The organism is Enterococcus sp. AZ170, from assembly GCF_050545135.1.
Taxonomy (GTDB): Bacteria; Bacillota; Bacilli; order Lactobacillales; family Enterococcaceae; genus Enterococcus_L; species Enterococcus_L ureilyticus.
Genome location: NZ_CP172947.1, coordinates 2,506,943 through 2,526,042, shown reverse-complemented (window position 1 = coordinate 2,526,042; position 19,100 = coordinate 2,506,943). Strand labels below are relative to the sequence as shown.

The following is a 19,100-nucleotide window of genomic DNA, read 5'->3' as shown; positions in this document are numbered from 1 at the left end:
TTTGTGTTGATAAATCAAAAAAATGAGGTGTTTTAAAATGAAAATCAGAAAAAGTAAGATGTTATTAGTAAGTGCGGTACTTTTAACTTTAGCGGGATGTTCAGGTGGAAAAGATGCGGCAACAAAAGAAGAACAAGTGCTTCGAGTGGGTATCGATTCAGAATTATCAACAGCGGATGTTTCATTGACAATGGATAATACCGCTTGCAGTGTGATGAGTCAAGTTGGAGAAGGCTTGTTTTCTTTTGACGAAAAGGGAGAAGCAGTTCCAGCATTAGCAACGGATAAAGTAGAGCCATCTAAAGACGGTTTAACCTATACCTTTACCATACGAGATAATGCAAAATGGAGCAACGGGGATCCAATCAAAGCGAAAGATTTTGAATACTCATGGAAAAGAACCGTGGATCCTGAAACAGCGTCACCACAAGCCTATTATTTCGAAGGAATCAAGAATTATAAAGCAATTGCCAATGGGGAAAAAAATAAAAGCGAACTTGGGGTCAAAGCTGTTGATGATCTAACGTTAGAAGTTAATTTAGAATATCCGATGAGTTATTTCCAACAATTATTAGCGGTTCCTGCCTTTTTTCCATTAAATGAAAAGTTTGTAGAGAAAACGGGCAAAGAGTATGGGACAACTGCAGAAGATACCTTGTATAATGGCCCCTTTACAATGGAAGGTTGGGATGGCACTAATAATACATGGTCATATGTCAAAAACAAAGAGTATTGGGATAAAGACGCAGTCAAACTTGACAAAGTTGAAGCTCAAGTTATCAAAGAAATCACGACGGCCAAAAACCTATTTGATGACGGCCAACTGGACGAAGTAAAAATCACTGGAGAAATCGTTGCGCAAGAAAAAGGCAATGAGGCTCTTAAAATAAGAGAAGTACCAGGAACTTATTATATCCAATTAAACACAAAAAAAGATATTTTTGCTAATTTAAACGCAAGAAAAGCTATTGCCTTGTCATTAGATTCAAAAAAACTAGCAGAAAATGTATTAAATGACGGATCAAAAAAAGCATTAGGATTTGTTCCAACGGGCTTTATCAATCAAGCATCTGAAAAAGATTTTGCAGAAGAGGTCGGAGATATTAATCCTACAGACGAAGCGAAAGCAAAAGAACTGTGGGCATCGGCAAAGAAAGAGTTAGGAATTGAAAAAACTGAGGTAACGATTTTGTGCTCTGATTCAGAAAACGCTAAAAAAATTAGTGAATACATTCAAGGTTCTCTGGATAAAACGCTTGATGGATTGACTGTTAATGTTTCAGCAGTGCCATTCAATAATCGTTTAGAAAAGAGTCGTAGCGGAGATTTTGATATTGTACTTGGTGGTTGGACACCTGTTTATGCTGATCCCATTGATTTTTTAAGTTTATTACAAACTGAAAATTCTAACAATTTTGGGAAATGGTCAAGTACAGAGTATGATCAGTTATTAAGCGAGGCGAACAAAACTTATGCAAATGATTATGAAAAACGATGGGATGTAATGAAAAAAGCAGACCAATTGATTGCAGAAGAAGTGCCATTGGTTTCTTTGTATCAATTATCAGAAGCATATTTGATCAATGATCGAGTGAAAGAGTTACCGTTTGGACCTCTAGGTTCTGTTTATTATAAAAATGTTTACATTGAAGAGTAGGTGGGAAATAAGTGAAAAAAGATCAAGCCGTAAAATTAATTACCCAACTTTCAGACGCAAATGGAGTATCTGGCTTTGAAAATGAAGTTGTCAAGATTGTTCAAAAAGCCACCAAAGAGCTTGGCTCTCAAAAAACTGATGGCATGAAAAATCTTTATATAGAAAGTCAGAATAATACTGGTGAAAGACACCTAGTTCAATTTGATGCCCATAGTGACGAAGTTGGATTTATAATACAAGCAGTCCAAACAAATGGATTACTAAATTTTTTACCATTAGGCGGTTGGATTCCAAGTAATATTGCTGCTCAAAAAGTTAGAGTGAGAAATCGTTTTGGTGAATACATTACAGGGACTGTTACAAGTAAGCCACCACATTTTATGTCAGAAGCAGAACGCAATAAAACTTTGAAAGTAGAAGATTTATTCATTGATGTGGGTGCTATTTCAGAAGCTGAAATTAATGAAATTTACAAAATTGATATAGGAGCACCAGTTGTACCAGCTGTAACTTGTGAATATGATGAAAAAACGAATAAATTCTTAGGAAAAGCTTTTGACTGCCGCATTGGTTGTGCTTGCATGGTGGATGTTTTAGATGAACTAAATAAAGAAAAACTTGAAGTTGACCTAGTTGCGACATTGACCTCACAAGAAGAAGTTGGTCTGAGAGGAGCGCTTGTCGCAGCCAAACAAGTGAATCCCGATTTAGCAATTGTATTTGAGGGATGTCCAGCGGATGATACTGCTGCACCAAATTACTTAATCCAAACAGCTTTAGGAAAAGGACCAATGCTTAGGTATTTTGATGTATCAATGATTACAAGTCCTGAATTTCAACAATATGCGCTAGAAATCGCCAAGGAGCACAATATACCCGTTCAAGTTTCTGTTAGAAGCGGTGGTGGAACGAATGGTGCTGTGATAAACCAAGTAAAAGGAGCTCCGACTATCATCGTTGGAATTCCAGTTCGATATGCTCACACACATCATGGCTATGTTGATTATCAAGATTATCAACATGCAAAGGATTTAGTGGTGGAAATTATAAAATCATTGGACTGGCAAAAAATAGAAGCATTGACTCATCCGTTATAAATGAGGAGGAATAAAATGAAAATTTATATTTCATGTGATATTGAAGGATTGGCAGGCATTGCTACTTTTGATATGGAAAAAGAAGACACACTGCTTTTTAGAGAATTATATCATAACCATGTTGCTTGGTTGATTGAAGGGATTCAAAAAAGTGAACGGCAGTCTGAAATTGAAGAAATTACTATTTCCGATTCTCATAGTCGTGGTGTTAACCTTTCTTTTAGTCGACTTGCTGAAATTGACGATCGGATTTCTTTGATCAGTGGATTTCCTCGTGAAGACTATATGATGAGCGGTTTAGATGAAAGTTATGATTTAGTTATGTTTTTAGGCTATCATGCGGGAATTGGAAAGTTGCATGGAAATATGGATCATGGGTACAGTGCAAGTGTTGCGTATGATTTGAAAATTAATGGTCAATATATGAATGAAACGACAATCAATGCAGCTTATGCAAGCGAACGTGGTGTTCCAGTAGGCTTGATTATTGGAGAGTCTGGCTTAAAAGAACAACTTCATGATGAAGGGATGTTGCCCTGGGTTTCATATGTTACGACTAAACAATCACTAGGTCGTTATGCAATCAAAAATTATCCCATAAAAAAAGTTAAAGCGGAGATTATCCAAGAAACAATAACTGTTATGAATAGTGATTTTGATCAATTAAAAAAATATAAAATCGCTACACCAGCTGTTGTTCAGTTACAATGTGTTACTACGGCTCAGGCAGATAGAATCGAAATGCTCCCAACTGTGAAGCGTATTGATGGCAGAGTAGTTGAATTTTCTGGTGAATCAATGAAAGATATAATGAATGGTATCGTTGGGATTGTAGGATTAGGAGGAACAACATATTAAAAAATACACCTGTCTGACTGTTGAGCTAGACGGGTGCATTTTTTTAATTTTGCTGACTGGCTAACTCTTTAGCTAGTCTTTTAGCAGTTGGTGATACGGCCAAACCGCCTTCTGCCGTTTCTTTGAAAATCTGTGGCATTTGACGACCAACCTGGTACATTGCGGCTACCACTTCATCTGGTGGAATCACGCTGCGAATTCCAGCTAAGGCCATATCAGCAGAAATGAATGCTTGGGAAGAGCCCAAGGCATTACGTTTCACACAAGGAACTTCCACAAGTCCGGCAACAGGATCACAAATCAACCCCATCATATTTTTCAACGTAATCGCAATAGCTTGAGCGGCTTGATCTGCTGAACCACCTGCTGCACAAACTAAAGCAGCACTGGCCATCGCACTAGCCGAGCCGACTTCTGCTTGACAACCGCCCTCAGCACCACTGATTGAAGAATTATTAGCGATCACTAAACCAAAAGCACCAGCACTAAATAGGAAATCAAGTTGTTGTTCATGGGTTAACTGTAGTTTTTCGATAGCTGCCATTAAAACACCTGGAACCACTCCAGCACTGCCTGCTGTTGGTGTGGCACAAATCAATCCCATATTTGCGTTGACTTCATTGACAGCGACAGCATTTCTAACAGCCGTCAGAATCGTTTCACCGCTCAAAAAATTACCCGCTTGAATATAGTGATTCATACGAGTGGCGTCACCACCTGTAATTCCAGTAACTGAAGTCACACCGTTCACACCTTCTTCGATGGATTGTTTCATCACAGCAAGGTTTCGTTCCATTGTTTCGAGGATTCGCTCTCGACTATGCCCATGGTTTTCAATTTCTGTTGCAATCATTAATTCAGCAACTGAAGGAAAATCTGCGGCTTGTTTTACTAATTCTTCTATGGATAGAAACATAACAAGTTTGCTCCTTTAAGTAGATTAATCAAAATAATTTACACTATAAATATGGGGAATCTGCACCAATTTCATTGTAATATCACCAATATCAGCATGATCGATCTCAATGATCATGATTGCTTTTTCTCCTTTAGATTCCCGAGTGACTGTCATGGTTCCAATATTGATGTTTGTGTCAGATAATAAATTTGTGACTTTAGCGATCATACCAGGTACATCTTGATGAACGATAATGAATGTTGGCGTACCCATTGTCAGAGAAATTTTAAAACCATTCAGCTCAGAAATTTGAATATTACCGCCGCCAATAGAAATCCCCGTGACAGAAAGCTTACGCTCACCTTTAGAAACAAGCAGCTTAACTAAATTTGGATGCTCCGCTTTTTCTTTTAAGGGAACAAAGAGAACTTCCATATGTTGTTCATGCGCAATTTTCAAAGAATCAGCCAAACGCTCATCATCAGGTTCCATATCCAGTAAACCGCCAACTAAGGCAATATCTGTCCCATGACCACGATACGTTTTTGCAAAGGACTCATATAAATAAATGTCAACCGTGTCAGGCTGCTCCCCAAAAATACTCCGGACGATTTTTCCGATGCGAGCAGCGCCAGCCGTATGAGAACTGCTTGGTCCGATCATAACTGGACCGATGATGTCAAAAACACTTTTATAACGTAAACTTTCCATTATCTATTTCACCTATTTTCTTATTTGAAACTAACAAAAGTCTATCACAATTGCCTATAAGAAACTACAGAAAAGTTGAAGAGAGAAAGTAAGCGAACATTTTTTTAGAGTTGACGAATCGAAAAATAAAAAGCTAACGTTAATTGCCTTTTAAATTACAATATGTTAGAATAAATAATATTGATATAAGAAGGAGATGTTTAAATGAAAAAAATAATTGGATCGCTATTTGTAAGTGCAACGCTAGTCAGTCTTTTCGCAGTACCAAAAACAGCACAGGCAGCAAGTCGCTGGAATATTTTCGATATTGAAGGATCGATTGAAATTCCAGGTTGGGCGAGCGGTAATAAAGAGCCAGAATATGTTATTCATGAAACGACTACGACAGGAGTTCCGCCGCTGATCATTCAACATACCAAAGGTGGCAAAACTGGCTTCTTAACTAGAAAAGAATATCATAAATTACCAGGTGCTACTGAGTGGTATGCTAAATATAGTGGGCACATCCAATAAGCGTAACAACCATAGAAAAAGCTGAAGGAGAAATTCCTTTGGCTTTTTTTGTTCTCATTTGCAAGGTTTATTTGAGTTGAATAACAAAAATACTATTTCATAATAGAATACTTGAAAAATCAAAAGAGAGAGAGTATAATAATTAAGTGTGCATTTTTGCATGCAGAATTTCTTTGATTCGTCAAAGAATGACGTGGGAGGAGAAATCTTCATCTCCAATTAACCACATCACGGACCCAAGGAGGTATGTCTCGTGGCAAAAAAAGTAGAAAAATTAGTTAAATTGCAAATTCCTGCAGGTAAAGCAACACCAGCTCCACCAGTAGGTCCAGCATTAGGTCAAGCGGGTATCAACATTATGGGATTCACTAAAGAATTCAACGCTCGTACAGCTGATCAAGCTGGTTTAATCATTCCAGTAGTAATTTCTGTATATGAAGACCGTTCATTTACATTTATTACGAAAACACCACCAGCTGCAGTATTATTGAAAAAAGCTGCAAAAATCGAAAAAGGTTCTGGTGAGCCAAACAAAAATAAAGTAGCGAATGTTTCTAAAGAACAAGTGAAAGAAATCGCTGAACTTAAAATGGCAGACCTAAACGCAGCAGACGTTGAAGCGGCTATGCGCATGGTTGAAGGAACTGCAAGAAGCATGGGAATCACTGTAGGATAATTTTTTATTCTAAGGAACCCAAAGAAGTAGCTTCTCAGTTTATTTCATATTCAAAGATATGAATTACGTGGGAGGTTCGACCGTTATAACCACAATCAAGGAGGAAACAAAATGGCTAAAAAAAGCAAAAAAATGCAAGATGCATTAAAAAAAGTTGAAGCAACAAAAGTTTACCCTGTAGCAGAAGCGATCGCTTTGGCTAAAGATACAAATATTGCAAAATTTGACGCAACTGTTGAAGTTGCTTACCGTCTAAATGTAGACCCTAAAAAAGCAGACCAACAAATCCGTGGTGCAGTAGTATTACCAAACGGAACTGGTAAAACACAAAGCGTTTTAGTTTTCGCTAAAGGCGATAAAGCCAAAGAAGCTGAAGCAGCTGGTGCTGATTACGTAGGTGACGCTGACATGGTTCAAAAAATCCAAGGTGGATGGTTTGGATTTGACGTAGTAGTAGCAACTCCAGACATGATGGCTGAAGTTGGTAAATTAGGTCGTGTCTTAGGTCCTAAAGGCCTTATGCCCAACCCTAAAACTGGTACTGTAACAATGGACGTAACAAAAGCTGTTAATGAAGTAAAAGCTGGTAAAGTAACGTACCGTGTTGATAAAGCTGGAAACATCCATGTACCAATCGGTAAAGTTTCATTTGATAATGAAAAATTACTAGAAAACTTCAACACAATCAACGATGTATTGTTGAAAGCTAAACCATCAGCAGCAAAAGGTCAATATATCAAAAACATTTCAGTAACAACTACATTTGGACCTGGAATCCACGTTGACCAAGCTTCATTTTAATTAGCAAAGCTAGTTCATGAAACTAGACAATTAGAAATTTTACTTGACTCAACTACCTTTCCCATGGTAAGGTAGTTGAGGTTAATAATTAACTGTACCGAAGACAGTAGGTGACGTAAGTCTTAATTTCCTACCGAGGACAATTGTTGATACATACAATTACGTCCCTCTATGTCAACGGTGGCATGGAGTTTTGTTGTTTTACACGACTTTTTGAAAAAAAGACGATGTAAAACAATACTTGGCGAACAAAGTGAGCGAAGTTTCTTTAGAAGCTTTTAACTAACATATGGTAAACCAAACTCCACCATCAATCATCAGGAGGTGAAAATAAATGAGTGAAGCAGCAATCGCTAAAAAAGAAACCCTAGTCGAAGAAGCAACAGCTAAATTCCAAGCAGCAGCTTCTGTAGTCATCGTTGACTACCGTGGTTTAACTGTAGAAGAAGTGACGAACTTACGTAAACAATTGCGTGATGCAAATGTTGAAATGAAAGTTATCAAAAACTCTATTCTTTCACGTGCAGCCAAAAAAGCTGGACTAGAAGGTTTAGATGAAGTATTTACAGGCCCTACAGCAGTCGCTTTCAGTAACGACGATGTAGTAGCACCTGCTAAAATCATCGACGAATTTGCAAGTACTGCCAAAGCATTGGAAATTAAAGGTGGCGTTATTGAAGGTAAAGTATCTTCAGTAGAAGAAATGACATCTTTAGCAAAACTTCCAAGTCGCGATGGACTACTTTCTATGCTATTATCTGTATTACAAGCGCCAGTCAGACAAGTGGCTTACGCTGTCAAAGCAGTGGCAGAAAAAGAAGACGAAGTTGCATAATTGCAGCCTAGTAACAAACTAAACTAAAAAAATAATGAATTATTAAAACGGAGGAAACCATAATGGCATTGAACATTGAAAACATTGTTGCAGAATTAGAAGGCGCAACTATTTTAGAATTAAACGATTTAGTAAAAGCTATTGAAGAAAAATTTGACGTATCTGCAGCAGCTCCTGTAGCAGCAGCAGCAGGACCAGCAGCAGCTGGCGAAGAACAAACTGAATTCACTGTAGAATTAACTGCAGCTGGAGACCAAAAAGTTAAAGTTATCAAAGCAGTTCGTGAAGCAACTGGCCTTGGCTTGAAAGAAGCTAAAGCAGTAGTTGATGGCGCTCCTGCACCAGTTAAAGAAGGCGTTTCTAAAGATGAAGCAGAAGCTTTAAAAGCTGCTTTAGAAGAAGTTGGCGCTTCAGTAACAGTAAAATAATCTTTTTAAGATTAAATTTCAAGCTAGAATCCATTTGGACTCTAGCTTTTTTTATTGCCATAAAATTTAAAAGCATATCAATCAAATTTTTTGTGCTATGCGTTTAAAATTATACATATATAGTAATCGATCATGATATGAAGGAGCAATGACAATGGAAAGAGAAATCAGCGTTGCTGTAACATGTAAGAAATGTGGGAAAGAAGAGTTAGGGAAATTCTTATTAAATACAAGAACTGATAAATCAAATCAGCAAAGAGTCAATATTCCCTTAGGTGAATTAAAGCTTTCAGAACATGAAATTGAATTGATTTGCGAGGATACCATAGTTGGAGAGGAAATAAATCTACACTATGTATGTGAGAATTGCCAAACTAAAAATCATGTGGTTATCCTAGTGACAGAAGAAATGAGATAAAAATGAAAATTAAATAATATAAAATAGACTTTATAAGCATTTATTTCGCATGAAAACAAATAATCTGTTAGCATAATCAAGTAATCATTATTACATTTATTCTATTTAGCTTTACGAGCTTACGGCTTGTGAAAAATAGAAAATTCGCACACTTTTTTATTCTTCAGTTGGAGTCAATAAGCTTGTTCAGCATCAAATCAAGGAGGTTACATTATGCATTGGTTATGGGTTTTAATCGTAGGTGGTGTTATCGGCGCAATCGCTGGTGCAATCACAAGTAAAGGAAAATCAATGGGTTGGATCTTCAATATTATTGCAGGTCTTGTCGGCTCATCGATCGGTCAATCACTTTTAGGAAGTTGGGGACCGCAAGTTGCTGGAATGGCACTATTTCCTTCAATTATCGGCGCTGTAATTTTAGTCGCAGTAGTATCATTTTTTGTTGGTAAAAATTAATATCTTAAAAAAAAGAGCTTGGAGAGCTAAATCTCCAAGCTCTTTTTTGCTAGATTAGACTTATAAGTCACAATTTCATGTAAATAATTCCTCAATAAATCCTTCGTAATGTGTAACATTCAAAAGCCTATTCAATTTTGCTCGATTTGAAAAAGTATCAATCATAAAATCAAATAATTGCCGAAATTTTTTCATGTCTTTTTGATTCATAACAATCATAATAATAACCTGAACATCTTGATTTTCCCATTTTATAGGTCGATCATTTAAGACAATAGCAATGCCTGTTTTCTTCGCGCTCATTTCAATAGCATGAGGCAGAGCCACCGAGTTGTTAAAGGAAGTCGCTGACATTTTTTCACGATCTTTGATCAATTCAATAAAATGAGGATCAATATAATCTGCTTCAACTAGCTGTCTGCCTAAATGCTCAATGTATAAACTAGGTGAATTCAAATAAATATTTCGTTTAAAGTGTTCAGGTGTTAGATAAGTTTGAACGCTTTCCTTTAAAGTTTTTACTAATTTTTCTTGCTTAACGACTTGGATCATTTTTTGAATCTTTTCAATATCTTTGACTGATAAAAATGGAGAAATTTGAATCATATGGTCGAAATCTTTCATTTCAATCGTGGATAAAACAAGATCAGCTTGTTCCATTTCGGCTAAACTTTCACTATTCAATTGATAAAAGCTTCCTGAAATATTCAAGTTAGATTTGAATGTATCACCAATTTTATAAATCAAACGTTTATGCATGTCATAATATTCAGGCGTATAGATCACGCAATTTAATTTATTTTCTGTTTCAAATTTTTCCTCAAAATATGAACCAATATGTAACGCAATGAATGTAATTTCATCGTCTGAAATCGGAATATTAATTTGTTTTTGAATGTGCTTGGCAATAAAAACTGCGACTTCATAAATAAAGGGGTAGGATTGTTTGATTTCATCGGATAAAGGATTGTAGACTTGTTTCGCATTTTTAGCACGAGCAATCAAATTGGAAACATGCAGGGCTAAATTTAATACTAATTCGTTCGATATATGGGTAATGAAATATTTTTCAGCAACAGTTTCCATCATAGTTGAAATAAATGTGTAGATTGAACTTCCCATATAATTTTTTAAAAAAGCATCATTTGATGGGGAAATTTTAGTCATTAGTAAGAGAGTTAAATTATTGATTTCATAGAGATCCATTTCCACGGCAAAAGACTGATCGATATCCTTTCCGATTTGAGTAGCTAGCTTGTATTCAATTTGATTTTTTGAGAATAATTCGGTTACAAGGTTCAATTCAGAACGCTGATGATGCAAGAGACGATTAATCGCAATTGCAATATGGAGCAATAAGCTATTGATCGCATAACCATTGATATACAGGTGTTGACTACTTAATCGATCGATGACGATTTGTTGGATGGTTTCAATTGAGATATCTGGGAAGATCGTTTGAATATAATCTACAGATTGGAAGTTTTGTAAAGTTTCATCCTGAAGCATGTCACCGGTAAGTTTTCTGAAATTGGTTTCCTCTCCTTCTAGGCTTAGAGTATTTCCAGTCTTAACGATTTTTAATTCATACTTGGTCATTTTTTTGCGTAGTCGAAGAATATCTTTTTCGATCGTTGGAATACTGACAAATAAGGTATCAGCGACATCAAAATAATCAATATTTTTATGCTTAATCAATAAATTCATCAGGTGATTTATGCGATCTTTTGGTGTATTCAGTTCTTGTTTATTATGGGAAACGAAATCTTCGATGCGGGTATTACTGTCGATCTTATATCCTTGTCTAGAAGATTGGATTATTTCAAGTTTAGTATCTTGATTGATCCTAGCGACATAATTACGAATCGTTCTGGTCGATGTAGATAACGCTTTCGCTAGATCTTTTGCAGATAGCCAGTTATCTTCGCGCATCAATAACTTGATCAATCCAGTTTCTTTCTTATTTAAGGACACATTTTCCGCTCCTCTCCACTTTTTATAGCTTTTATTATTCGTTCTTTTGAAAAACAAAGCAAGTACATTTTTTTCCGCCAACCTAACAAGATGAGGAAAGAAACGTATTTGATAAAGGGCTCCAAAATATAGAAGATAAGAGTGTACTAATTGGGCGGGCAAATCAGATTTGATTGACTAGCCTATAATGTTTTTTAATAGAGAGGAGAAGAAATATGAGTGAATTAAACGTACTATTAGTCTGTGGATCAGGTGCCAGTAGTGGTTTTATGGCCGCTAATATGCGCAAAGCCGCAAAAACGAAAAATTTGGACATGAGTATCGTAGCGAGAAGCGAATCTGAAATCGAAAATTATATTGAGGAGATCGATGCTTTAATGGTAGGGCCCCATCTGGAGTATATCCTTGACGAGATTGATGAAATCATTCATGGGTTTCCAGTAAAGGTCATTTTAATGAAAAAAGAGTATTATGCAACACTGGATGGAGATGCTGCCATCGACCATTTACTAAGCGAATTCAATGAAGCAGGATAAGGAAAAAAGGAGATGAAAAGATGAATAAGCTAATCTTTTGGTTGGAAAATAGCTTCTCACCCAAAATGAATAAAGTAAATAATAACCCTTGGATCGTTAGTATCAAAGACTCGATCATGCAGACCTTGCCGTTTATTTTCTTAGGTTCAATTTTTTCGATGTTAGCGATTTTAAATGAATATTTTCCCGCATTACCAAGTTTTTGGGTACCGTTCGGTTGGACTATGGGGAAGATTTCACTATTTGTTGCTTTCTTGATTCCGTTTAATTTAATGGAGAAAAAACGATTACGGAAGCAAAGGATCGTTGCTGGAATGAGCGGATTAGTCTTATTTTTGATGATTATTTCGCCTCAAATCGAAAAAGATAAAGTAATCGGATTTGGTCATGATGCATTAGGTGCTGGTGGAATGTTTGTTGCGATTGTAGCAGGCTTGATTGCAGGTTTTGTTCTTGTTACATTAGGAAAATTTTCTTTCTTCAAAGAAGAATCAGTTATTCCTGACTTTGTAAGAGCTTGGTTTGATTCAATGCTGCCGATTGGTCTGATTATTATTTTTGGCTGGGTTGTTGTGTTGATCATGAAAGTGGACTTATACAATATTGTTTTAAGTATTTTTATGCCATTGTCTAGTTTTATGGAATCACCAGGCGGTTTTATCGGCATGATGTTCTTGATTTGTTTTCTCTATTCAATGGGCATTTCGACTTGGGTTTTGACGCCAGTGGTTCAGCCAGTCTTATTAAAAGCGATTGCTGAAAATATTGCCCTTGTCCAAAATGGCACAGCTTCTGTAGAAACGCTGAACTTGGTGACGAGTAGTACGTTATATTCTGCGTATCTTTGGATCGGTGGGATTGGTTGTACTATGCCGCTTGTATTGATGATGATGCGGGCACGTTCCAAGAAAATCAGTGCTTTAGGTAAAGCCTGTATCGTGCCGTCGATTTTTAATATCAATGAACCTGTGATTTTTGGTGCTGTTGCTTGGAATCCTTTATTAATGATTCCGATGTGGTTGCAAGGAATTATTTTACCTGCTGTGATTTATATTTTTACGAAGGTAATTCCATTTGCTCCAATTCCAAAAGTTCAGTTTGAGTTGTGGTACTGTCCGTTTCCATTTGCTACTTGGGTTACAACAGGAACCATTACTGGCATTCTTTTGATGCTCATTATTTTTGCGCTGTCGACTGCTATTTGGTATCCATTTTTCAAAGCCTATGATGACCAAGAAACAAAAGCAGAAAACCAACTATTGAAGGAGGCTTAATGATATGGATGATTTATTGGCACAAAACGCAATGAAAATTATTTTATTTGCAGGAGATGCCAGAGTTAATTGTAAAAATGCACTTACGGCAACTGAAAAAAATGATTTTGAAAAAGCTACAGCAGAAATGAAAGCGGCGAAGAAAAATATCACAGAAGCACACAAAGTTCAAACAGAAGCCATTCAAAATGAGATGGGCGAAGACTCAAAATCAAAGCCCCACTCATTACTATTCACTCACGCACAAGATACGTTGATGACGATCTATAGCGAAATAAATATTGCGAATCATTTAATTAAAATAGCCAAACAACTAGATGAACGTTTAAAAAATATAGAAAAATAAGAAAAGAGGGCAAGTAAATGTATCAAGTACCAAATGGGTTTCCAAAGGATTTTTTATGGGGCGGAGCAGTTGTTGCTAATCAGTGTGAAGGGGCATTTGAATATGAAGGGAAAGGTACAAGCATTGCGGACATCAATGAGTTCCGAGCTGATCTGCCTCTAGAAAAGAGAGCGAATGCGGAAATTTCTACTGATTACATTGAAGAAGCGCTAAATAGTAAAACAGGAGTATTTCCAAAAAGATGGGGCATTAATTTTAAAGAAACATATCCAGCAGATTTAAAATTATTAGGAGATATGGGCTTAAAACTTTTTAGAACATCCATCGACTGGTCGCGAATCTTCCCAAATGGAGATGAGCTTGAACCAAACGAAGCAGGATTGCTATTTTATGATAAATTGATCGATGAAATCATCGCAAATGGCATGGAACCGATGATCACGCTCTCTCATTATGAGATGCCACTAAATTTGACTTTGAAGTATAAAGGGTGGTATTCAAGAGAAGTCGTTGATTTCTTTGTTCATTATTGCAAGGTTCTTTTTGACCGTTATCAAGGCAAAGTCAACTATTGGATCGTGATCAACCAAATCAATTTGATCGGACATGAATCATTCAATCATTTAGGTATTGCAGAAGATAAAGTGGATAATCTGCAAGAAGCAAAATATCAAGGAGTTCATCATATGATGATAGCATCGGCCTTAGCAACGGAGTATGCTCATCAAGTAGATGAACAGTATAGAATAGGGATGATGCTTTGCGGTGGTCCAGAATATGCAGCAACGTGCAAACCTGAAGATGTATTAGCAACCCTGAAAATCAATCAGATGGAGTATTTTTTTGCTGACGTATTACTAAGAGGGTATTATCCAGGTTATGCATTTCGTTATTTCGAAGAACATGATATTAAGTTGGAATTTGCAAGAGACGATGAGGAAATTTTGAAAAATACAGCTGATTATCTGTCATTCTCTTACTATTACACACGAATTTGTGATGCTGGGCACACGGAACCTTATCGGAATAAATCATTACCCGCAAATCCTTGGGGCTGGACGATCGATCCGTTGGGGCTACGAACATTATTGAATTCATTTTATGATCGCTACCAATGCCCAATTTATATTACGGAAAATGGGATTGGTTGTTATGATCGCTTGGAAGAGGATGGAACTGTGCATGATGATTATCGTATTGATTATTATAAGGCTCATATTGAGCAAATGAAAGAGGCAATCAAAGATGGTGTGGACCTAAGAGGTTATTGTGCTTGGGGACCAATCGATATTATCAGTTGTTCTTCATCTGAGATGAGCAAGCGCTATGGTTTTATTTATGTTGATCAAGACGATTATGGTCAAGGGAGTCAAAAACGATATCTAAAAGATAGTTATCATTGGATGAAGCAGGTTATTGCAAGCAATGGTGAAGATTTATAACAATTTTTTTGTATAAAAAGAACCCAGTAACTAGGATGGAAACTAGCTGCTGGATTCTTTTGCTTTAGTATCATCTTTTGGTCAATTTCACGACGACTTCACATCGCGCAGTTTGGGGAAACATATCGACTGATTGTAAGTATTGAACATCAAATACTTTCGCTAAATCAACTAAATCTTTTGCCAACGTTGATACATTGCAAGAGATGTACACCATCTTTTTCGGTGGCTGTTTTAAGATTGCTTTCAGTAGTTTTTGATCCAATCCGGTTCTAGGAGGATCAACAATGATAGCATCGGGTTTAAAACCGCTTTGAAGCCATTTAGGCAACAGTTCTTCTGCCGTTCCTACTTCGTAATGCGTATTACTTACACCTAAGCGTTCCGCATTATTTTTAGCATCCTCGATTGCAGCAGGGATGATGTCCATACCACGAACTTCTTTCGCTTGTTTGGCAATACTTAAACCAATTGTACCGACACCACAATAAGCATCAACGACAGTTTCATTTGGTTGTATATCTAAGGCCTTTAAAGCTTCGCTATATAAAACTTCTGTTTGTTCTGGATTCAGCTGAAAGAAGGCTCTAGGCGACAAATCGAAGGTGACTTCATTGATTTGCTCTTCAATGCTTTCTTTGCCCCATACATGGATCGTTTCATCCCCCATAACGATGGAGGTTCGTTTGTTTTGAACGTTTTGCATGATGGAAACCACTTCAGGTAATTGTTGTGTGATTTCGTCAACTAAGGCTTTTTTTTGCGGAAATTTTACAGATTGGGTAATAAAAACAACTTGGACTTCATTTGTTTTTACGCCAACACGAACCATTAGTGTTCGAAAGATCCCACTATTTTTTCGTTCGTTGTAAATAGGTAGCTGATATTTGTTTAGCAGTTCAACTAAAGCATTCATGACTTTTGTTGTGGCTGGTTGTTGAACAAGGCAGTCATCAATCGGCACTAAACGATGAGAGTCCGCTTGATATAGACCTGCTTCAACCTCGCCATCGATTTTACGTAATTGAAATTGGGCCTTATTCCGATAATTCCAAGGATTTTTCATCCCAATTGTTTTAAGTAATGAATAGTTTTCGAAGTTTCTTGGTCTGAATTTATTTAACGATTGCTTTAATAAGTCTTTTTTAAAGAGTAGCTGAGCAGGATAAGCAAGATGCTGCAGTTGACAGCCGCCACATGCTTCATAAACTGGGCATGGTGGAATAACTCGTTCTGGTGCTGCTTTGACAATTTTTTTCAATTGACCTTCCAGAAAACGAGGGGAAACTTTTGTGATTTCGACTGAAATATCTTCTTTTGGTAAAGCACCAGGCACAAAAACAATCGTTTTTTTATAATAACCGATCCCTTCACCATTGATCCCTAGGCGTTTTATTTTTAAAGGAATCGTTTGTCCTTCTTTTAATTGTTGTGTGGCCATAATTCCATCCTTTTGATCCGTAGATTTATAAATATGCTGGGACTTGTTCAAATGTTGTCCCACTGTTTTGTCATTTCTTATTTTAGCACAATTTGCTTGGTTTAGCTTCTGCTAAATATATGTTATAGTAGAATATATGTTCTCACTAGAAAGGCGGAGAGAGATGGAAACAATCGCAAAAATCACTAAAGACAAAGGACAGTTTTATCTTATCTGGCTCTCTTCAGGAGAAAAACTGCGTGTGTCTGAGGATACGTTAGTTCGCCAACGCTTGTTAAAAGGACAAGAAGTAACGACAGCTGAAATCGAGCAAATTAAAAAATCGGGTTCATATGATGTTGGCTTACAGATGTCATTGAATTATCTAAGCTATCAATTACGTTCAAAAAAAGAAATTTTAGATTATTTGAAAGAAAAAGAAATTCTACCCGAAGATCGCAAAACAATCGTGATCCGCTTAGAAGAAATGAACCTTTTGGATGATAAAATTTTTAGTGAAAGCTATGTTCGAACACTGATGCGGACAAGTGATAAAGGGCCCAAGATGATCGAACAACAACTAAAACGAAAAGGCTTGAATGATGAAGACATTCAACATGGGTTAACTTTTTATACAATGGATGATCAAGTAGAAGTAGCAAAAGCAACGGCTGAAAAAGCGATGAGACGGTATCGGACGAAAAGTTTCAAAGAGGCTGTCCAAAAAGTTCAAATGCACTTGATGCAAAAAGGCTTTAATAGAGAAGTGATCGATTTAGCTCTTGATGAGTTATCGTTTGAAAAAGATGAAGAACAAGAATTAGATGTGATCAAAAAAGAGGGTGATAAGCTATGGGAGAAACACCGTAAGCTAGATACTTATAAACGCTTGATGAAAGTCAAACAAGGACTATTCCAAAAACGATTTGACTCAGATTTGATTCAGCAATATTTTGACGAAAAGGAATTAGAGGATGAAGAATGAAAAATATTGGGAGACTTGGAGTGAAGCACAGCTTCAAGCTTTTCAAGAAGAGTTTCTTGCTTGGTATGAAAAAGAGAAACGAAATTTACCCTGGCGTGTTAATCTAGATCCCTACCGTATCTGGATTTCAGAAATCATGCTACAACAAACTCGTGTTGATACGGTGATCGATTATTACTATCGTTTTATGGAGTGGTTTCCGACAATCAAGGATTTGGCTGAAGCGCCAGATGATAAGTTATTAAAAGCGTGGGAAGGTTTAGGCTATTATTCTAGAGCAAGAAATTTAAAAGTTGCCGCGCAGCAGATCATGACAGAATTTGATGGTCAGATGCCAGAAACAATTGAAGAAATTCGTCAATTAAAAGGGATTGGTCCATACACGGCAGGTGCAATCGGAAGCATCGCTTTTCATATTCCTGAACCTGCGATTGATGGTAATGTGATGCGGGTTGTCAGCCGTTTGTTTGAAATCAGTGATGACATTGCCAAGCCTAGTAGTCGTAAGGTTTTTGAAGCAGCAATGTATAAAATCATCGATCAACATCGTCCTGGAGACTTTAATCAAGCGATGATGGATCTTGGTTCTTCGATTTGTACACCAACATCTCCAAAATGTGAAGAGTGTCCGATTCAATCATATTGTTTAAGTTATAAGAACAATACAATGACGAATTATCCAGTCAAATCTAAAAAGTTAAAACCTAAAGATGTTTACTATATCGGTGGCATCATTGAAAATAAACAGCAGGAATTTTTATTACAGCAACGTAATGCTAAAGGGCTGTTAGCAAATATGTGGCTATTTCCGATAGAAGAAGTCAGCAAAGAACGTTTTGAATTTCTGCAAAAAACTGGTGTGAAAGAAGAAAAGCAATTATCACTTGATTTTGAGGAATCATTGTTAGTTGCGGAAGAAAATCCAGAAATTTTTGACCAATATTCTCATGTAGTTTGGCAAAAACGAGTATTAGGAGAAGTAACACATATTTTCAGCCATTTAAAATGGCATATTTTAGTTTTCTATGGACGAAAAATAGGAGAAACTATTACTGATGAAAATCAAGCTTGGGCAACAAAAGACGAATTTTCAAATTATGTTTTTCCAAAACCACAACAAAAAATGGTAGAACTATATAAAGAAGAATTTGGAACTACAGAATAATTTTTGGTGCGAACCCCAAGTGGACATAAAATCTCTAGGGGATCCGCACCAAAATTTTACTGATTTTAGTTAAGAAATAGACTTTTTCTCATTTTAATTTAATGTTATACTGTGTTTAGTGATGGAATAGTGGAAATATGTCATGTATTTCCACTATTTTCACGGTCTAGCTCTGTTTAGAGCTAGTGGATTGAAATAAAAGAGGGACTATTAAAAGGTATATCTTATACTGTCTAGCTCTGTTTAGAGCTAGTGGATTGAAATTATGAGTGTTTGCAACTATATACAATTTACTGGGTCTAGCTCTGTTTAGAGCTAGTGGATTGAAATTTGCGGAGATTCTGTTGTTTCGCTTGATTTTAGGTCTAGCTCTGTTTAGAGCTAGTGGATTGAAATATCACTAGTTTATTCTTTAATTTACCTTGTGACGTCTAGCTCTGTTTAGAGCTAGTGGATTGAAATATACGACGGAAGCACAATAGACGAGGTAACACAGTCTAGCTCTGTTTAGAGCTAGTGGATTGAAATACGTTTAGACCCTTGAAAACATAATATAGAAAGGTCTAGCTCTGTTTAGAGCTAGTGGATTGAAATTAATAAATAAGTTTTA

At 36.5% G+C, this 19,100-nt stretch carries 20 protein-coding genes, 1 CRISPR repeat array and 1 other annotated feature (1 of these 22 cut by a window edge); of the genes, 16 read left to right on the top strand and 4 right to left on the bottom strand.

Features of this window, described 5'->3' with window-relative positions; all coding sequences use genetic code 11:
• Nucleotides 1-37: 37 nt before the first annotated feature.
• From IGJ55_RS12175 to IGJ55_RS12165, 3 genes are read left to right on the top strand one after another with little or no spacing between them, the layout of a single operon-like run.
• Complete coding sequence (locus tag IGJ55_RS12175; RefSeq protein WP_430606572.1) at nucleotides 38-1,657, top strand: peptide ABC transporter substrate-binding protein; 1,620 nt, start codon at nucleotides 38-40, stop codon at nucleotides 1,655-1,657.
• A gap of 11 nt (nucleotides 1,658-1,668) precedes the next feature.
• Nucleotides 1,669-2,754: a M42 family metallopeptidase gene (locus IGJ55_RS12170; RefSeq protein WP_430606571.1), complete on the top strand. Its 1,086-nt coding sequence runs from the start codon at nucleotides 1,669-1,671 to the stop codon at nucleotides 2,752-2,754.
• 15 nt (nucleotides 2,755-2,769) lie between these two features.
• Nucleotides 2,770-3,612: a M55 family metallopeptidase gene (locus IGJ55_RS12165; RefSeq protein ID WP_069640991.1), complete on the top strand. Its 843-nt coding sequence runs from the start codon at nucleotides 2,770-2,772 to the stop codon at nucleotides 3,610-3,612.
• A 43-nt stretch (nucleotides 3,613-3,655) separates the two neighbouring features.
• Here the strand turns inward: IGJ55_RS12165 and sdaAA are convergent, their stop codons facing one another.
• Both sdaAA and sdaAB read right to left on the bottom strand, forming a co-directional pair.
• Entirely contained in the window at nucleotides 3,656-4,528 is an 873-nt protein-coding gene (gene sdaAA / locus IGJ55_RS12160) for an L-serine ammonia-lyase, iron-sulfur-dependent, subunit alpha (RefSeq protein WP_429949033.1), read from the bottom strand.
• 24 nt (nucleotides 4,529-4,552) lie between these two features.
• Nucleotides 4,553-5,221 (bottom strand): L-serine ammonia-lyase, iron-sulfur-dependent subunit beta, encoded by a 669-nt coding sequence (gene sdaAB / locus IGJ55_RS12155; RefSeq protein ID WP_069640993.1) that lies wholly within the window; start codon nucleotides 5,219-5,221, stop codon nucleotides 4,553-4,555.
• Between the two features lie 204 nt (nucleotides 5,222-5,425).
• Between sdaAB and IGJ55_RS12150 the strand changes: the two genes are divergently transcribed.
• The 7 genes from IGJ55_RS12150 (at nucleotide 5,426) to IGJ55_RS12120 (ending at nucleotide 9,348) form a co-directional block, all read left to right on the top strand.
• The gene (locus IGJ55_RS12150) at nucleotides 5,426-5,734 is read left to right on the top strand and encodes a hypothetical protein (RefSeq protein WP_069640994.1); all 309 of its coding nucleotides are present in this window, start codon (nucleotides 5,426-5,428) and stop codon (nucleotides 5,732-5,734) included.
• 253 nt (nucleotides 5,735-5,987) lie between these two features.
• Nucleotides 5,988-6,410: a 50S ribosomal protein L11 gene (gene rplK, locus IGJ55_RS12145; protein WP_010760576.1), complete on the top strand. Its 423-nt coding sequence runs from the start codon at nucleotides 5,988-5,990 to the stop codon at nucleotides 6,408-6,410.
• A 111-nt stretch (nucleotides 6,411-6,521) separates the two neighbouring features.
• Nucleotides 6,522-7,211: a 50S ribosomal protein L1 gene (gene rplA, locus IGJ55_RS12140; RefSeq protein WP_069640995.1), complete on the top strand. Its 690-nt coding sequence runs from the start codon at nucleotides 6,522-6,524 to the stop codon at nucleotides 7,209-7,211.
• Nucleotides 7,212-7,290: 79 nt separating this feature from the next.
• Nucleotides 7,291-7,418 (top strand) — a sequence feature (ribosomal protein L10 leader region).
• 127 nt (nucleotides 7,419-7,545) lie between these two features.
• The gene (gene rplJ, locus IGJ55_RS12135) at nucleotides 7,546-8,046 is read left to right on the top strand and encodes a 50S ribosomal protein L10 (protein WP_069640996.1); all 501 of its coding nucleotides are present in this window, start codon (nucleotides 7,546-7,548) and stop codon (nucleotides 8,044-8,046) included.
• A 62-nt stretch (nucleotides 8,047-8,108) separates the two neighbouring features.
• Nucleotides 8,109-8,474 carry a 50S ribosomal protein L7/L12 gene (gene rplL, locus IGJ55_RS12130; RefSeq protein ID WP_025872833.1) on the top strand — a complete coding sequence of 122 codons (366 nt, stop codon included), beginning with the start codon at nucleotides 8,109-8,111 and terminating at the stop codon, nucleotides 8,472-8,474.
• A 154-nt stretch (nucleotides 8,475-8,628) separates the two neighbouring features.
• Nucleotides 8,629-8,892 (top strand): hypothetical protein, encoded by a 264-nt coding sequence (locus IGJ55_RS12125; RefSeq protein WP_069640997.1) that lies wholly within the window; start codon nucleotides 8,629-8,631, stop codon nucleotides 8,890-8,892.
• 213 nt (nucleotides 8,893-9,105) lie between these two features.
• Nucleotides 9,106-9,348 (top strand): GlsB/YeaQ/YmgE family stress response membrane protein, encoded by a 243-nt coding sequence (locus IGJ55_RS12120; RefSeq protein WP_010765775.1) that lies wholly within the window; start codon nucleotides 9,106-9,108, stop codon nucleotides 9,346-9,348.
• A gap of 75 nt (nucleotides 9,349-9,423) precedes the next feature.
• On the opposite strand, the gene IGJ55_RS12115 is transcribed toward IGJ55_RS12120, so the two are convergent.
• Entirely contained in the window at nucleotides 9,424-11,322 is a 1,899-nt protein-coding gene (locus IGJ55_RS12115; RefSeq protein ID WP_430606569.1) for a BglG family transcription antiterminator, read from the bottom strand.
• Between the two features lie 215 nt (nucleotides 11,323-11,537).
• Between IGJ55_RS12115 and IGJ55_RS12110 the strand changes: the two genes are divergently transcribed.
• The 4 genes from IGJ55_RS12110 to IGJ55_RS12095 are packed head-to-tail and all read left to right on the top strand — an operon-like array spanning nucleotide 11,538 to nucleotide 14,920.
• Entirely contained in the window at nucleotides 11,538-11,858 is a 321-nt protein-coding gene (locus tag IGJ55_RS12110) for a PTS sugar transporter subunit IIB (protein WP_069640999.1), read from the top strand.
• A 20-nt stretch (nucleotides 11,859-11,878) separates the two neighbouring features.
• Nucleotides 11,879-13,132 (top strand): PTS sugar transporter subunit IIC, encoded by a 1,254-nt coding sequence (locus IGJ55_RS12105; protein WP_430606568.1) that lies wholly within the window; start codon nucleotides 11,879-11,881, stop codon nucleotides 13,130-13,132.
• Between the two features lie 4 nt (nucleotides 13,133-13,136).
• Nucleotides 13,137-13,478: a PTS lactose/cellobiose transporter subunit IIA gene (locus tag IGJ55_RS12100; RefSeq protein WP_069641001.1), complete on the top strand. Its 342-nt coding sequence runs from the start codon at nucleotides 13,137-13,139 to the stop codon at nucleotides 13,476-13,478.
• A 17-nt stretch (nucleotides 13,479-13,495) separates the two neighbouring features.
• Nucleotides 13,496-14,920: a glycoside hydrolase family 1 protein gene (locus tag IGJ55_RS12095; RefSeq protein ID WP_430606567.1), complete on the top strand. Its 1,425-nt coding sequence runs from the start codon at nucleotides 13,496-13,498 to the stop codon at nucleotides 14,918-14,920.
• A 70-nt stretch (nucleotides 14,921-14,990) separates the two neighbouring features.
• On the opposite strand, the gene rlmD is transcribed toward IGJ55_RS12095, so the two are convergent.
• Entirely contained in the window at nucleotides 14,991-16,361 is a 1,371-nt protein-coding gene (rlmD, locus tag IGJ55_RS12090; RefSeq protein ID WP_430606566.1) for a 23S rRNA (uracil(1939)-C(5))-methyltransferase RlmD, read from the bottom strand.
• 163 nt (nucleotides 16,362-16,524) lie between these two features.
• Between rlmD and recX the strand changes: the two genes are divergently transcribed.
• Both recX and mutY read left to right on the top strand, forming a co-directional pair.
• A complete protein-coding gene (gene recX, locus IGJ55_RS12085) occupies nucleotides 16,525-17,325 on the top strand; it encodes a recombination regulator RecX (RefSeq protein ID WP_430606564.1) in 801 nt (266 codons plus the stop codon).
• Entirely contained in the window at nucleotides 17,315-18,490 is a 1,176-nt protein-coding gene (mutY, locus tag IGJ55_RS12080) for an A/G-specific adenine glycosylase (RefSeq protein ID WP_069641005.1), read from the top strand. Before recX ends, mutY begins: the two co-directional genes overlap by 11 nt.
• A 164-nt stretch (nucleotides 18,491-18,654) precedes the next feature.
• Nucleotides 18,655-19,100: a CRISPR direct-repeat array (repeat unit 33 nt; unit sequence GTCTAGCTCTGTTTAGAGCTAGTGGATTGAAAT); it runs 1,272 nt beyond the window's last position.

Bases quoted from the DNA above. Each gene is read 5' to 3' on its own strand.
- recX (WP_430606564.1), top strand. From the start codon at position 16,525: ATGGAAACAATCGCAAAAATCACTAAAGACAAAGGACAGTTTTATCTT.
- IGJ55_RS12100 (WP_069641001.1), top strand. From the start codon at position 13,137: ATGGATGATTTATTGGCACAAAACGCAATGAAAATTATTTTATTTGCA.
- sdaAB (WP_069640993.1), bottom strand. From the start codon at position 5,221: ATGGAAAGTTTACGTTATAAAAGTGTTTTTGACATCATCGGTCCAGTT.
- IGJ55_RS12110 (WP_069640999.1), top strand. From the start codon at position 11,538: ATGAGTGAATTAAACGTACTATTAGTCTGTGGATCAGGTGCCAGTAGT.
- IGJ55_RS12150 (WP_069640994.1), top strand. From the start codon at position 5,426: ATGAAAAAAATAATTGGATCGCTATTTGTAAGTGCAACGCTAGTCAGT.
- IGJ55_RS12120 (WP_010765775.1), top strand. From the start codon at position 9,106: ATGCATTGGTTATGGGTTTTAATCGTAGGTGGTGTTATCGGCGCAATC.
- IGJ55_RS12165 (WP_069640991.1), top strand. From the start codon at position 2,770: ATGAAAATTTATATTTCATGTGATATTGAAGGATTGGCAGGCATTGCT.
- IGJ55_RS12105 (WP_430606568.1), top strand. From the start codon at position 11,879: ATGAATAAGCTAATCTTTTGGTTGGAAAATAGCTTCTCACCCAAAATG.
- IGJ55_RS12175 (WP_430606572.1), top strand. From the start codon at position 38: ATGAAAATCAGAAAAAGTAAGATGTTATTAGTAAGTGCGGTACTTTTA.
- rlmD (WP_430606566.1), bottom strand. From the start codon at position 16,361: ATGGCCACACAACAATTAAAAGAAGGACAAACGATTCCTTTAAAAATA.
- IGJ55_RS12095 (WP_430606567.1), top strand. From the start codon at position 13,496: ATGTATCAAGTACCAAATGGGTTTCCAAAGGATTTTTTATGGGGCGGA.
- rplJ (WP_069640996.1), top strand. From the start codon at position 7,546: ATGAGTGAAGCAGCAATCGCTAAAAAAGAAACCCTAGTCGAAGAAGCA.
- mutY (WP_069641005.1), top strand. From the start codon at position 17,315: ATGAAGAATGAAAAATATTGGGAGACTTGGAGTGAAGCACAGCTTCAA.
- rplL (WP_025872833.1), top strand. From the start codon at position 8,109: ATGGCATTGAACATTGAAAACATTGTTGCAGAATTAGAAGGCGCAACT.
- rplA (WP_069640995.1), top strand. From the start codon at position 6,522: ATGGCTAAAAAAAGCAAAAAAATGCAAGATGCATTAAAAAAAGTTGAA.
- sdaAA (WP_429949033.1), bottom strand. From the start codon at position 4,528: ATGTTTCTATCCATAGAAGAATTAGTAAAACAAGCCGCAGATTTTCCT.
- IGJ55_RS12125 (WP_069640997.1), top strand. From the start codon at position 8,629: ATGGAAAGAGAAATCAGCGTTGCTGTAACATGTAAGAAATGTGGGAAA.